The sequence below is a fragment of the Flavobacterium tegetincola DSM 22377 genome (assembly GCF_000425485.1).
GTDB lineage: Bacteria > Bacteroidota > Bacteroidia > Flavobacteriales > Flavobacteriaceae > Flavobacterium > Flavobacterium tegetincola.
The window spans coordinates 192,580-207,104 of the sequence record NZ_KE384385.1; the positions used below are offsets into that span (position 1 = coordinate 192,580).

Genomic DNA, 14,525 nt, shown 5'->3' on the forward strand with positions numbered 1-14,525 from the left:
GTGAAAATCTTTTTAATCTGTGGCTAAATACAGGTAATAAATTTCAAGGAATTTATTAAACGACAAAAATATGCAAAACGCAAAACCCAGATTAGCTTTAGCAATTGGAATAGTATGCATTTCCATCTTTCCAATTTTAGTAAAATTGGAATTAACACCTGGACTTATCTCCGCGTTTTATAGAATGGCATTTGCATTTGCGTTCTTACTTCCGTTTGCCATTTTTTCAGGAAAATTAAAAATGCCGCCGACAAAATATTTACTTTTAGCATTGCTATGTGGTGTTTTATTTGGTTCTGACGTCGCAGTATGGAATATTGCCATTCAAGAATCAAGCGCGACACAAGCGTCATTACTGACTAATTTATCACCAGTTTGGGTAGGAATTGCTTCCTTTTTGTTTTTACGTCCGAAGCCCAAAACCAATTTCTGGATCGGAACCGTAGTTGCCGTTTTTGGAATGGTAACTTTTGTAGGCTTTCAGTTTTTCACCGCAATGGATTTTGACCGTGCCTTTATTTTTGCTGTGCTTTCTGGTATTTTTTACGCGGCCTATTTGCTAATCAGTAAAAACACTTTAGAAAAAGTAGATGTGTTTTCGTTTATGTTCTTGAGTTTATTTGCTTCGTCTATCTACCTAGCAGTGCTTTGTTTGTGGGCGAATGAACCTTTTACAGGATTTTCAAATGCAGGTTGGGGTGTATTAATTCTTCAGGCAGCTGTGTGTCAATTGGCCGCGTGGTTCTTGATCAGCTTTGCTACTAAATACATGAGAGCGACTCGCGTCTCGTTAAGTTTATTAGGTCAAGCGGTACTGACTTCCATCATTGCATTTCTATTCTTGGACGAATTAATTACACTGCAAATGGTTATTGGCGGAATTATTCTGCTTTTCGGAATTCGAATTACCTTCATTGAAAAACGGTTAGCACTCAATAATATATTTAAATCATAGTACAATTAGAACCAAACAAAATGAATAAAAAGATAATTGCTTTTGACGCAGACGACACACTTTGGCACAACGAACCTTATTTTGACGAAGCACAAGAACGTTTTTGTGCTTTGTTTCAGGATTTGGCTTCTAGTCAAGAAATATTAGGCATGATCTTAAACCATCAAGTAAAAAATTTGCCACTTTATGGATTTGGAATAAAAGCTTTTACCCTTTCTATGATTGAGACGGCGTTAAAATTAACGCAGAACAACATTAATGGAACAGGGATTGAAAAGATCATTGCCATTGGAAGAGATTTATTAGAAAAACCAGTTGAATTGTTGCCCAATGTTGAGGAAGTTTTGCAAGAATTACATGGGAAATATAAATTAGTGGTCGCCACTAAAGGCGATCTAAAAGACCAACATAGAAAATTACACGATTCGAAATTAGGTCCTTATTTTCATCATATCGAAGTGTTGAGTGACAAAACCGAATTGGATTACACCAAAATGTTGGCGCGTTTAGAATGCCAACCAGAAGATTTTGTGATGATTGGAAATTCATTAAAATCAGATGTGTTGCCTATTTTAAATATTGGTGGGACAGGGATTCACATTCCGTATTTGACAACATGGGAATATGAAAAAATTGATTTTGAAATTGAACATGAAAAATTTACCGCATTAACGGATATTAAAGAGGTAATAGCACTGTTTTAACCGTTTTTTACAAATCAGACTGTAATTAACTATTTCTAATAAATGCTATAGTTAACTACAAAGAAATATTGGCTGTTGGCATTTTTATGCTTTCCACTCCTATTTTATCCCTTCATCACAAAGCACCTATTCATGAAAACACTATTGGATCTAAACACTTGGGCACGAAAAGAACACTTTGAATTTTTCAAGCAATTCGAAGAACCTTTCTTTGGCGTTGTAGCTCCAATTGATTGCACTAAAGCCTATAAAACTGCAAAAGAGAAAGGAGTTTCCTTCTTCTTGTATTATCTGCATAAAACACTTTCAGCCGTAAATGCTGTGGAAAGTTTTCGCTACCGAATTGAAAACGATTCTGTGACCGTTTTTGATCGCATTGATGCTTCTGCAACACTAACACGTGAAGACAATACGTTTGGCTTTTCGCTCGTGCCGTTCCACGAAGATTTTGAAGTATTTCAGGCCACAGCGGTTGAAGAAATCGAAAGAATTCGAAACACCAAAGGCCTTTTTACGAGAAGTTTTGAAGCAGATAACTTAATACATTTCTCCGCTCTTCCTTGGGTAAATTTTACCAGTTTATCACATGCAAGAGGTTTTACAATTCCCGATAGTTGTCCTAAAATTTCTGTAGGTAAAATGACTACCGCTGAGGATGGAACACGCAGCATGTCGGTATCTGTTCATGTGCACCATGGTTTAATGGACGGTTATCATGTGGGTCTATTTTTCACAAAATTGCAAGAGTTTATGGACGCCTAAAGTTAAAAATTGTTTGAGAAAAAAATCTAAATTATATTATTATGAGTAAATTATATTTCACACTGCTGCTGATTTGTACTGTACAAAGTACATTCGCTCAAACAATTCTCAATCGATTTCCTTTAGAATTGAAAAGATCTAGCGACTATTTTCAGATTTTAAATGCTGAAAACGCTTCAAAAGACTACTTTTCTTTTATTACAGACAAACAAAATACAACGGTTTTAAAACACAATTCTGCCTTATTTTTTACCGATAGTATAGCTGTTTCTAGACCAGACAAGAATTTTGATTTTATGATCGGAACCACATTTTCAGAAGATGGAAACCCAAACTTATATTGGTCTTCGAAGGATTATACAACGCTAAAGTTAATTGCATTCGATTTTAAAACCCACACTAGCTCTAGTCTCATCTTCGAAAATGATTTTGAAAGAGAAAAAGTGGTTGATGTTTTTGTAGCGGAAAACGCTGTAAACATTGTCACCGTTACACAAAACAATCAATTAAAATTTTCAAATTTTTCAAATAGTGGCAAAAAAGAGTATTTTATCACTTTATCTCCAAATCATACTCCTATTGAAAACGCGAAAGATCCGACCTACAGCGAATTAATTTTTGAAAATGGAATAACTGCCATTGATTCAAAATTATTTACTCCATTATATATAGGTGTTTCGAAAGTAAAAAGGTATTTAAACAACCAACAATTTATTTTAACTTTTGATACAAAAGCCCAGACAACCGTCTTTTCAATCCATTTAAGTGATTTTTCAGTAGATAAAAAACTGTTTCCGTATGAGCATTTAGAAGAAAAGGCCAAATCAAATTCTTTTTTAAATGACACTATTTTATACCAATTCACAGCAAATTCTGAAGCGCTTTCACTATCTGCCACCAATTTAGCAAGTGGAAATAAAATCAAATCCTATCAAGCAAATGCTAAAAACGATATCGATTTTAAAAACAGTCCGCTTTTACTTCAATCCGAAAGTGGCAAAACACGTGAGATCAAAAATACATCTAAATTGTTATCAAAAATAAACGACGGACATGTGGGTTTGAGTGTTTATTCTACTCCCAATTATAATTTATTTACCATTGGTGGTGTTCGTGAAGTGGCTTCCGGAGGAAATGTGGCCTTAGGAATTGGTGTTGTAGTTTTAGGGGCTTTTGGAGGTGGGTTTGCTGATCCAAGTTTTTTAATGGATAGCAGCAACTTGCAATCCGTTTACTTTGAAAGTTATTTCGACACCACTTTCAAACATGTAAAAACGCCTTACCGACCTTTGTACATCGATGCTTTGGGCGAATTCTTAAATGAAAATAACCCATCTGTACACAATACTATTCTTCATAAGAACTATGTAATTCTTAATTATTATGACAGTGAAACCAAAGAATTTGTGATGCGTAAATTTGAAGACATTCCTAATTAAATCAAAAAAAAACCGTTTCAAATCTGAAACGGTTTTTTTAAATTATTTCCCTAATCCATTCCTCAAAATCTCTTTTATACCTTCAATGTGGTCCGTAAATTCAGTAATTTGAGATAAAACTTGTGCCATATTATTGGCATCTCCAAACGCTTTTAGTTTATTATTTTTAACAAAAGTAGTCTTGATATTTTCCCAACGCAGCCGTTCTTCCTCGCTTAAAATACCTGTCATTTCTTTATATTTCAATAAATTAGCTTCTGCAGCACTCGTCAAAGTTTGTGTTTCATTTTGATAATGAGAAAGCAACACCGTTTCAATTTCAGCATCGTTCATCATTGGAACAATTTTGGAAACCAACTTATTCATATCACGGTACGAACCTTGGAGTCGGAATGCAGGTTCGGTTCTATAGGAATCTTCCATTGCAGCCGAAGAAATGTATGCGCTATTTGCTTTTAAAACCACGTCACGCACTTTGATAACTTTGTCTAAAATGGCCAAATACGCTTCAATATCTTGCTTGGAATGATTTCCTTTTAATTCAAAACCATCTTTTTTACCCGAAGAAGCCATCTCAATTAATGGATATAAATCTTCCGGCATTTTTGAGGCCAATTGCGCCAAAAGTGAATTGGAAGTCATGGCATTTTCAATCAAACTCAACTCAAAAAGAGCTGCCGTGTTGCCAATAACATCACCTAAATTATAAATATCCGCTCGATTGGCAAGCATGTCTGGAATCTGGAATTTTTCACCCGTTTCGGTATAGGGATTTCCGGCCATTACCACACAAAACTTTTTGGATTTCATGTCGTACGTTTTCGGATTTCCGTTGTAAACTCCTGCCATTTTTCGTGTTCCATCGGCAAGTGAGATAAATTTCTGAAGCAATTCTGGGTTGCAATGCTGAATATCATCTAAATAAAGCATCACGTTGTTACCCATTTCTAATGCTAAATTAAGTTTTTTCAACTCTTCTCTAGCTGCAGAATTCGTAGCCGATTCAGGATCAACTGAAGTTATTTCATGTCCAATTGCAGGAACATTTATTTTGACAAAAACAAGTCCCAATCGGTTGGCTAAATATTCCATCAACGTGGTTTTTCCATAACCTGGAGGCGAAACCAAAAGCAACATTCCCGAACGGTCTGTTCTTCTATCATCTCCCGCACTTCCCAATTGTTTGGCCAGATTTTCTCCAAATAAAGGCAAATACACTTGGTCTATTAGTTTATTTCTAACAAACGATGTCAATACTTTTGGTTCAAATTCATGCAGTCTTAAATCTTCTTTTAGACTCAAAGTGAGTTGATGTCTTTCCAATCGAAAGTGCTCAAAAGCAGGAACATCAACCTCAAAATGATGTTCTAAAACTTGAATAAATCGGTGGTAATTAAAATTAAACTTCCCTTCCGTAATAGTAGGATGCTGACCCGACAAGCCGGAAATCACAACATCCGCATCAATAGAAATTACATTTTCTGCACTTTCATGTGGAAAAAGCAGAAGCGCAATCACTTCAAAAACATATTCTAAATCGCTCTCTATTTTTGTATCGCTGATGTAAGACGAAACCCATTGCATAGCCAACTGCAATTTATCTTCCAAATCAGTCGCTTTTCCGATAGCTTGTTTGAATTTTAAATCGGTATTTTTTGCAGCAATTACTTTTTGAAATTCATTTGCTAAATGTTGTGCCTTCAAACTGGTTACAAAAACAGCATCGTGCATCAATTCCTTAAATAAATAAAGCGCGGCACTTTCAACATCCATTACCGCTTTTCTGGCAAACTCGGATTGGGATGCAAAGCCTTTTAAATCTTTTTCGAGTTCTTCAATGATGTAATCAAATTGGCTGCTGTTTGGAAAAACATCTAATACTTCACCGGCTGATTTGATTTTCAAATCTAAATTTTCTCTTTTAGCTATATCTAAACTGTTCCAGAAAAATTGTGCAAAAGCGCGGGTTTTAGAATCAAAACGGAGCATTCCAAGTGCATGGTGTTTTTCCAAAAGTGCTTTTAAAAGCAACAAAGCATCCGCATCATGAACACCTTTAATGTATCCTTCCGAATAATTTTTAGCCGTTTCTTCTGCAACTAATTGCTGCAAATTTTCAGCAGTTAAACTCAATAAATCAGAAACAGGATGCGACTTAAATATTTTATAAGCCAAGAAAGATCCGCGATACACCGCGTCATTTTCCGAAACCAAATCTTGATCCCAGTACTTTTTACCTGAATCTAAAACTGCATTTTTTAACGGTTGATAAAAATCAGTTCCCGTTAAATGATAATTTAATTTTCCTTCTTTAAATACAATTGTCAAATCTAATACTTGCCTGTTTACGGCAAATTTATGTTTCCCTAAACGTATGATATTTTCGCCGTCTTCATATAATTCGTGCTTGTCTTTCAATTTGCGCAAAGCATCTTCCTTTGCCGATTTCAATTCGGTTTCAATTGATTCTGCTTTACCAACGTCATTTAAATCTACCAATTGTTTGACTAAATCGCGCAGTTTTGAAATCATCAAATCTGCCGCAAAATATCCGTTGATTTCTTCGGTAGAATTGAAAGTCATTGCTTTTGTAGCCACACTTTTCAAAATTCTTTTCGACGCATTTTCAACAGCAATTGCTTTCTTGTTTCGAGCTTCAATTAAACTGTTTTTCTTGGCTTCAAAAGCATTGTAAATTTCTTCCCTTTTTTCGATAATTAAGACGGTAAAATCTTCATAATCGGCAAAACGTGCTTCTAAATCTTCCAACTGAACCGACATTTTATTGAGCGATTCTGCAATTTTATCCGGCGTGTTGGCGCGGTCAAGTGCGTTGACAATACTTTGGTCAATCAATTTCATTTGAGCCGCAAAATCAGCTTTTGCCTCTTTGCCACCCAATGTACTCATCTTGTTCTTGATTTCTGCTTTCACTTTATTTAGAGTGGCAAAAATCAACGAAATATTATTTATAATTTGTGTCGCGTGCGATGTGTCTTCGATGTTTAAGTTAGAAACGATATCAATCAACATTTCCAGATCACCGGTAATCTGATTGACTTCCTCCTCTAGCTTTTTTCCTTCAGCTACTTTTGAGATCGCATCAATTTCTCCTTGTTTTTCATTAACACGAATTTGATACGGTTCCAGCGCTTTTTCATTCAATAAAAACTGAACACAATGTTGCGAAACGCGTTCGGTTTGGCTGACAATTTCTTTTTCAATTTCTTCAATTAAAGCCATATCCACGTACCGCACTTCTTTCAAAGTGATCAATTCACCACGGAGTTTTCTTAAATTTGCCAAATTAGAAACAAAAACATCAATATTATCTAAAGACGATGATTTGATAGTGCTGAAAATTTTGTTCGCCTTTTGTTCCGTTTCGGCAGTCAACTCCTTGGCATGCAAACGCAATTGTACTACTTTTTCAAATTCGTCAATTGCAGCATTTGCCGTATTTTTAATTTCTAAAAGTGGAATTTTTAATTCGAAGGTTTCTGCACCACCAATCCAATAATATCCGTCTAAAATGTTTTGCGTAAGCTTGGATAAATCGGCATACAATCCGTCATAATCATCACTTTTATTAAGCAAAGTAACAATAGAATTAGAATCTGCCATTGCCTTTACAATGTCTTTGTTTCCAATTTTATAAATAAAACTGTCTTTAAATTCAGATGGAATTACGGCACCTTTGACAAATGGAGTTTGCCAAATTTGAATAACATGGTTTTTGGTTTGCTCATTTTCTGACTTGAAATAACACAATTCACCATTACTTAAAATCGTAAATCCATTGCAAACGATTGGATTTTTAACTTCATGCGAAATTAAATTGTAGGAAATCAATACATATTGTCCGTGCTGACTTTCATAGAAAACGTACATAAAATCTTCCCCGTTTGGCGAAGAAATACGTTCTTGAAACATGAGTTGTTCCAAGTTGTTTTCAAAAATTTTGTATTCTCCGGTTTGCAAATAATATCCGTTAGAAAACATCAATCCATGGTTGTCAGGAAGCAAAATGGCAGCATTTTTTACGCTGTCCACTTTCTGCACTTCCTGTAATTTATGGTTGTATATAAAATATCTGGCTTCTTCTTGAAACGGCTTAATTTGTAACGCAATTAAATTTCCGAGGTCGGCAAATTTATAGGTTCCATCGTCCAGCGTTTGATCAGGAAATGCAACATCTTCATCAAAAATTCCTTTTCCAGACGTTGTATTGTCTTCAATTTTTATGGTTAACGTGCCACCAACTGTTTCTACAAATACTTTATCTAAAATAGAAATATGCGGATGTTTTCCATACTTCTGCATCTCTCTTGTGGTTTCTTGCCACAGGAAATCGTGCTGTTTTGGAAATTTATATTCGTGATCACTTCTGTTGTCAATATATTCCAGAGTACCTTCCCGAATCAACCATTTGAAGGTTTTTACATCAGAAACACGATCGCTCAGTTGAAAAACCATGTGCAAATAATTCCCGCCAATAAAGAACTTTCTGAACTCGGTATCGCGGTAATATTTGTATAAATTTAAAAAATCAAATAGGAACGTTTCGTCGTTGATCAAATCGAGATTTTGCGACAGAAATTCTTGATTTTCATATTTGTAAATACTAAAAACGTCTTCAATCTTGATTTCCGTTCGCAACCCAAAATACACATTATAACCAAAAAGACAAAAATCACCAATGTTTACAATATCACTTGAAATACAATTGTTTTCAGTAATGATGCGGTTGTTGGCAATTAATTTAGTTTCAACACTTCCAAAAACTTCTTTTCGAGCGTCATTCAGTAAATTCAATCGATGGATTAAATCCTTTTTTTGAGTCTCTAAACGGCTTTGTATGATTTCGTAAGTTCCGCCTTCTAGTGCATTCATAATTAAAATGTCGTTGATGGTTAATAGATTTAGACCCGATTGAAAATTCAGGACTTAAAATTTCCTGCAAGAAAAAGCTTTCTTGCAGGAGAAGTATAAAAATTTTTAACCTAGTTTTTTGTCGGTCAAGCCCATGTTTTTAGCCATGGTCATTAAGTTAGAAAACAAACCTTGTTCGCTATCGTCGTTACTTCTTCTTTGCAATTCAAGCAGCAAACCAGAAACCGTCAAGTTTTTTATGTCTTCGGAAGAAATCCCGTATTTGTCAGCAAAACCTTTGACGCGTTCCATTAAATTTCCGCCTTCCAAAGCGCTTTCGCCAAGAATTGCTTCTTTGATTTCAGTAATATTTTCAGAACTGTTTACCAAACGATCGAAACCTTTGGCTCTTGTAATCTGACCCACAATTTGATCAAAGAACATTGTTTCGCCACCCACAATATCAATTTTTGCTGCTTTTAATGCTTCGCCAATTACGCTTGCTTGTGCATCTGCAATGTCTTTTTGAATATTGATGTGTGCCAAATCTACTTGCAGTTCTTTGTTTAAACGCAATTTAAATTCTTCGTGCTCTTTACCAACACCGTCTAATTTTTTCATTGCATTTGCTTTTTCTTCAATTCCTGTTGCTTCTGCTAATGCTTTCTCACGAATTACTTCTGCTTCTGCAAAACCTAAATCTCTAGAAGATGTAGCTTTTGCCGTCATTCCAGCAGCTTCGGCTACAGCCATTTTTTCTACAATTACAGCGTCCACAATTCCTTGACGTTCGTTTGCATCCGCTTTAGCATGCATCACTTGTGCTTCAGAAAGTCCTACAGTTGCATCTTCTTTTGCTTTTGCTTCTGCTAAAATTTTACGTGCTTGGGCTTCTTTTTCGCTCGCTACTAAATGCGCTTCTGCATCGATATTGATTTCTTCTGCTTTTTGTTTTGCAGCATCTTTTTCAGATTCGGCTGCTCTGATTTTCTTAATATAAAGTTCTTCGCTATCTTTTTCGGCTAACGTAATTGCCACTTTTTTAGCTCGATCGGCGGTTTTAAACGCTTCAATATCTTTCATGTTTTCTTGTTCTTGCACTACTCCTTTTTCAAGTACTACTCGATCGCGAATTACATCTTGGATATTTTTACGTTCAATTTCAACTGCTTTTTCCTTTTCAATTTGTGCCAAAGTCACTACTCTTTCACGTTCAGTTTGTTCCAATGCACGGTCTTTTTCCACACGTTCTGTTTCTACAGCTTCTGTACGTTCTTTGTTTTTCAAAGCCACAATTACCAAACGGTCTTTATTTTCCTCTGCAACAGCTACTTTTTCAGTCGTATTGATGCGAGCCGTTTCTGATTTTAAGCGTTCTTCTTCAGAAACCTTCATGATTTCGGCTTCTTCACGCGATTTTATGTTGGCAATCTCTCTTTTTTGTTGCTCTTGTTTTTCTGCCAATTGACGGTCTAATGCTAATATTGCTTCGGTTGCTTCCACGTCTTGCTTGCGAATTGTTTTTTGCTCGTCCCTGCGAATCAAATTCGATTTAATGTTTTGTGCAGCCGTCAGTTCAATAATTTTCTTAATACCTTCAGAGTCCAAAATATTATCGGCTTTTAAAAAGCTCAACGGCGTTTGCTCTAAATCATCAATGGCACAATCGTCCAAAATATATCCGTTCAAATCGGTTCCAATGATTGAGATAATTTCAGCACGGAATTCACTTCGAGCTTCATACAATTCAATGAAATCAAACTTCTTACCGACGGTTTTTAATGCTTCAGAGAATTTGGCATCAAATAAAGTGCGCAATACTTCCATATCAGAAGCTCTTTCGCAACCAATAGTTTGTGCTACATTTATAATGTCAGCCGTAGATTTATTAATTTTTATGAAAAAAGTAACCTTGATATCTGCACGAATGTTGTCTTTACAAATTAAACCATTTGCACCCGTTCGTTCTACGTCTAACTTTTTTACAGAAATATCCATGATTTCCATTTTGTGCAAAACAGGAACTACAAGTCCAGCATTGTAAAAAACTTTAGTACCACCGGCACCCGTTCTCACAATTACTTTTCCTTGGATAATTTTTTTGTACATTGAAATTATCCAAACCAAGAGGCCGACAACAACAATAATGATGGCAATCATCGTAATAAGTAAAGAATTTCCTAACATGTTTTTGGTTTTTTAATAGGTTTGAATTAGTTATAAAATAGATTTTAAAAGTAGTGCTAATAATTGCATTAGCAAATCCATAATTTGAATTATAATCGCAATCATTTTTACTTTGTTTTAATTTTAATAATCAAATTTTTCTACGAGACAATACCTTTTGTCTTCGCTCTCGCCAACGATAACAGCTTCTTGTCCTGCAAGTAATTTTTCGGCAGTATTACTTTTGGCGGAAAGCCGAATGGGATCTCCGTTTACGGTCAACTGTATTTGTCCTGTTTTCAAATCATCTAATGTTGAGAAAACCACACATCTTCTGCCTAGAAAATCAATTTCAGGTTCGCCCTTATGGTTGACTTGTTTGTACAAATATGCCAGTGGTTTACTGAATATTTTGACAATAAAGAGGCTAAAAATTAGATTTGGAATTAGTAATAAAACTCCGACCCAAGTACTTTCTATGCCTAAATAATAAGTCACATTAATTCCTAGAAACCACATTGTAAAGAAAATGATGGTCAGAATAAACATCAACGGCAATTCGTCAAAATTAAAGAATTCGAGGATTTTCATGAAACCATTTCCTTCCGCATGCACGTCTGTTCTGTCTGGCAAATCATGTGAGTGACTGTCAAAATCCGTATCTAAATCAGCAGAATCAAAGTCGACACTGAACAAATCCGGATCCAATCCCGCCACGATCACTGCAATCCAATAGAGCAACATGACGATGGACATGATGCTAAAAAAAGCATTTACCGGAGAAAACGAAATCTCAATTAACTCTTTCATCTTTAATTTTATGCGTTAGAATCTGTGATACCCATCTGTTCTTTTAATTTCTCTAATTCGCTTGACGCTTTGGTTTGTTTTACATTTATTGCTTTATCAATTTCATCATCTACGGATTTTGAATTGTTTGCTATATCGCCGTATGCTTCTGCCAATGCTTCTTCTTGCGCTACTTTTTCTTTCATACGTTCCAAGAGTGCCACCGTTCCATTGCTGTCAATTTGAGCCATTTGCTTGTTCAAAGTTTTTGTAGCATCGGCCACTTTTACTCTGGATCGCAAAATTTTCAACTCGTTTTCCCATTTTGAAATATTTTGCTTAATGGTTTGCACATTGCTTTCCATTTGCGAAACATTCAAATCAAATTTTTCTTTGTCGGCAATTGCTCTATTTTGACCACCAATTGCTTCTTCTTTTTTCATCAAAGCTTCGGTTGCCAAGCGGTCTGCTTCTGCCGCATCCAATCCACCGGATTGGGCTTTTTTTAGAATCAACATAGCTTTTTCATTGTAATCTTCGCCTTTTGCTTCGTATTCTTGCACTTCATTTTTAGCGCGAATACTCATGGCTTTTACTTGTGCCAAAGCTTCAAGACTTTTGTCTAAATCCAATTTCATGTCGCGAATTCCTTGTTCGGTCATCTTGATTGGATCTTCAATTCCGTCAATTGCAGAATGTACTTCTGCTTGTCCTATTTTAAATAATCTTTTTAAAAATTGCATAATTATTTGTTTTTTGAAAAATTAATGATTTGTTCTGAATACTCGCTGAGCAAGACACTTAGTGAATTTATTGTCGCTTCAAATTCGTTTTGGTTTAGGTTTTCAATTTGCAATGAATCCCTGAAAATTACTTTTCTGCCGCTGTCATCAATTACAAAAGCACCGTGAATGATGTCTCTATTTTTTTGCAAAAGCGATTTATAAATATGTGTTCCTTCTTCTTTAATTTCGAAAATAAATTGTTCAAAAACAACAATTGGGTAAGCGACACAAATGATGAGTTGAAAAATTCCTTCTGGCTCATTACTTACAATGAAAATCCCATCCTTCTGATTTTCGTTTATAATTTCTAACTGCAAATTTTGCAGGAAACCTTTGACAGTAGCGTAATAGTCTTTCATAAATTACTCTTTATAGTTGATGTATTTCGTGGTCTTTGTCTTATTTCTATGAGTCTTGTTAAAACAAAATTGTTAATTAAGTTGAACTCAAAATTTATAGTATAAAGATTTGATAAAAATCGGTTATTTAATAAATTCTAACAACTTTATATTCAATTATTTTCAATTGAATTGTTATTTAAATTTACCTCATAAACTCAAACTATTAGCATTAATTACTTACTTTTGCTAAATGCGTTAGGCAAATATACAAAATAATTTTAGTAATGCAAATAAAATTAGCAATATGCAGATGAATTTTGGAAAAAACATAAAGAAGATACGAAGTGTACATAGTTTGAGTCAGCAAGTTTTTGCTGATATTTTTGACCTAAAACGCGGTACACTAGGTGCTTACGAAGAAGGAAGGAGTAATCCAAAACTAGAAACTGTTCTTAAAATTGCTAACCATTTTAGCATCGGTATCGAAGAGTTGCTAACGGGAGAATTGACCGTAAACCGATTAATCAAATTTAATGAACGCATCACTACTGAAAAAGAAGTCTTTCCAAAAAATGAATTTGAAGGAATTCCTTGTGTTTTGACCTCAGATAAAAATCATTTTATAGCTAATTTTTCGAAAACATCCCATTTGGAAAAATATCCTCTAATTAAGCTGCCTTACATTGAATGTACGAATCGTATTGCTTTTTCAGTGGATGATTTGTCCATGACAGGCGGTTCGGTTGAATTTTTCCCTAAGGACATTGTGATAGCCACTGAATCGGATTTAAAGAAAATAGAAGAAAAAAGTTTAGTAATGGTTTTGACAAAAGACGAGTTGCTGTTCCGAAGACTTTCTAAACAGGAAAATCAAATTCTTTTAAAAGCAGACCATCATGGAGTTCCTGATGTTATTTTTGAGTATGAAACACTACTCTGTATTTGGAAAATAGAACATGTTTTTCATCACGCTATTTCATCGAAATCACTTCTGCTTGAAAATCGCTTGGCAACACTTGAAGAACGCCTTGCACATTTTGCCAAAAAATAAAGCCACCTGAAATCAGATGGCTTTACCGTACAAAAAACTCTAATTGGCATTTAAAATGGAAAGAATTTCATCTCCGTATTTTTCTACTTTCAGTTCACCGAAACCTTTAATACTTCGTAAGTCGGTTGGCGTTTTAGCTTCACGCAAAATTGCATTTAGCAATTCTGAATTGTGGCATACCAAGTAACTTGGGATTTTCAATTCTTTTGCTTTGTTGGTACGCCAGACTTTTAAGGTTTCGTAAAAGGCTTGTTGTTTGGCATTCAAATCTTGCTCAACAACGCTATTTCGTTCGTCCGCACTGGATTCCGATTTTTGCAGCCTACTTTTCTCATTGTAATGGACTAAAACCGACCAATAGCTGTCTTTTGACTCAACGAAATGGACATCTGATTTTAAAAAATCGACACTTTCTAGAAAATCATTCAGCTGATTCTCGTCTTCGGTCAGCTGATTTGCAGCCAACCGAATACTAAAAATACGCACTTTCATGATCTTATTTGCTACCCATTAATTGAATATCGTTTGCTACTACTTCGGTCATGAAGCGTTTGGTTCCGTCTTTATCGTCATAACTTCTATGCGTTAGTTTTCCGTCAATGGCTATTTCTCGACCTTTGGTTACAAATTGCTCGATGATTTCGGCTGTTTTTCCCCAAGC

General features: G+C 35.1%; 12 protein-coding genes. 5 read left to right on the top strand and 7 right to left on the bottom strand.

All coding sequences use genetic code 11. The annotated features are described in order from the left end of the window. Positions 1 to 70 precede the first annotated feature (70 nt). From H602_RS0114100 to H602_RS0114115, 4 genes are all read left to right on the top strand, one after another. The gene (locus H602_RS0114100; RefSeq protein ID WP_026978585.1) at positions 71 to 955 is read left to right on the top strand and encodes a DMT family transporter; all 885 of its coding nucleotides are present in this window, start codon (positions 71 to 73) and stop codon (positions 953 to 955) included. A 20-nt stretch (positions 956 to 975) separates the two neighbouring features. Further along, entirely contained in the window at positions 976 to 1,659 is a 684-nt protein-coding gene (locus H602_RS0114105; RefSeq protein ID WP_026978586.1) for an HAD family hydrolase, read from the top strand. 132 nt (positions 1,660 to 1,791) lie between these two features. Continuing rightward, positions 1,792 to 2,421 carry a chloramphenicol acetyltransferase gene (locus H602_RS0114110; protein WP_026978587.1) on the top strand — a complete coding sequence of 210 codons (630 nt, stop codon included), beginning with the start codon at positions 1,792 to 1,794 and terminating at the stop codon, positions 2,419 to 2,421. Between the two features lie 41 nt (positions 2,422 to 2,462). Next, entirely contained in the window at positions 2,463 to 3,860 is a 1,398-nt protein-coding gene (locus H602_RS0114115; RefSeq protein WP_026978588.1) for a hypothetical protein, read from the top strand. 42 nt (positions 3,861 to 3,902) lie between these two features. Here the strand turns inward: H602_RS0114115 and H602_RS0114120 are convergent, their stop codons facing one another. The 5 genes from H602_RS0114120 to H602_RS0114140 all read right to left on the bottom strand — a co-directional run bounded on the left by H602_RS0114120 (position 3,903) and on the right by H602_RS0114140 (position 12,831). Then, on the bottom strand, positions 3,903 to 8,753 hold the full coding sequence (locus H602_RS0114120) for a DNA repair ATPase (protein WP_035759676.1): 4,851 nt from the start codon (positions 8,751 to 8,753) through the stop codon (positions 3,903 to 3,905). 105 nt (positions 8,754 to 8,858) lie between these two features. Then, complete coding sequence (locus tag H602_RS0114125) at positions 8,859 to 10,919, bottom strand: flotillin family protein (protein ID WP_026978590.1); 2,061 nt, start codon at positions 10,917 to 10,919, stop codon at positions 8,859 to 8,861. Positions 10,920 to 11,042: 123 nt separating this feature from the next. Beyond that, a complete protein-coding gene (locus H602_RS0114130) occupies positions 11,043 to 11,708 on the bottom strand; it encodes an OB-fold-containig protein (protein WP_035759678.1) in 666 nt (221 codons plus the stop codon). 8 nt (positions 11,709 to 11,716) lie between these two features. Then, entirely contained in the window at positions 11,717 to 12,430 is a 714-nt protein-coding gene (locus H602_RS0114135) for a PspA/IM30 family protein (RefSeq protein ID WP_026978592.1), read from the bottom strand. A 2-nt stretch (positions 12,431 to 12,432) separates the two neighbouring features. Further along, entirely contained in the window at positions 12,433 to 12,831 is a 399-nt protein-coding gene (locus tag H602_RS0114140; RefSeq protein ID WP_026978593.1) for a type III secretion system chaperone family protein, read from the bottom strand. Between the two features lie 286 nt (positions 12,832 to 13,117). Between H602_RS0114140 and H602_RS0114145 the strand changes: the two genes are divergently transcribed. Then, on the top strand, positions 13,118 to 13,864 hold the full coding sequence (locus tag H602_RS0114145; protein ID WP_084404260.1) for a helix-turn-helix transcriptional regulator: 747 nt from the start codon (positions 13,118 to 13,120) through the stop codon (positions 13,862 to 13,864). 39 nt (positions 13,865 to 13,903) lie between these two features. On the opposite strand, the gene H602_RS19440 is transcribed toward H602_RS0114145, so the two are convergent. Beyond that, positions 13,904 to 14,356 carry an HRDC domain-containing protein gene (locus H602_RS19440; RefSeq protein ID WP_051224545.1) on the bottom strand — a complete coding sequence of 151 codons (453 nt, stop codon included), beginning with the start codon at positions 14,354 to 14,356 and terminating at the stop codon, positions 13,904 to 13,906. Positions 14,357 to 14,360: 4 nt separating this feature from the next. After that, a partial coding sequence (locus H602_RS18920) for a single-stranded DNA-binding protein (RefSeq protein WP_035759681.1) occupies positions 14,361 to 14,525 on the bottom strand: 165 nt, incomplete at its 5' end.

Coding starts and splice junctions, on each gene's coding strand:
- H602_RS0114135 (WP_026978592.1), bottom strand. CDS start 12,430: ATGCAATTTTTAAAAAGATTATTTAAAATAGGACAAGCAGAAGTACAT.
- H602_RS0114140 (WP_026978593.1), bottom strand. CDS start 12,831: ATGAAAGACTATTACGCTACTGTCAAAGGTTTCCTGCAAAATTTGCAG.
- H602_RS19440 (WP_051224545.1), bottom strand. CDS start 14,356: ATGAAAGTGCGTATTTTTAGTATTCGGTTGGCTGCAAATCAGCTGACC.
- H602_RS0114120 (WP_035759676.1), bottom strand. CDS start 8,753: ATGAATGCACTAGAAGGCGGAACTTACGAAATCATACAAAGCCGTTTA.
- H602_RS0114130 (WP_035759678.1), bottom strand. CDS start 11,708: ATGAAAGAGTTAATTGAGATTTCGTTTTCTCCGGTAAATGCTTTTTTT.
- H602_RS0114110 (WP_026978587.1), top strand. CDS start 1,792: ATGAAAACACTATTGGATCTAAACACTTGGGCACGAAAAGAACACTTT.
- H602_RS0114125 (WP_026978590.1), bottom strand. CDS start 10,919: ATGTTAGGAAATTCTTTACTTATTACGATGATTGCCATCATTATTGTT.
- H602_RS0114115 (WP_026978588.1), top strand. CDS start 2,463: ATGAGTAAATTATATTTCACACTGCTGCTGATTTGTACTGTACAAAGT.
- H602_RS0114145 (WP_084404260.1), top strand. CDS start 13,118: ATGCAGATGAATTTTGGAAAAAACATAAAGAAGATACGAAGTGTACAT.
- H602_RS0114100 (WP_026978585.1), top strand. CDS start 71: ATGCAAAACGCAAAACCCAGATTAGCTTTAGCAATTGGAATAGTATGC.
- H602_RS0114105 (WP_026978586.1), top strand. CDS start 976: ATGAATAAAAAGATAATTGCTTTTGACGCAGACGACACACTTTGGCAC.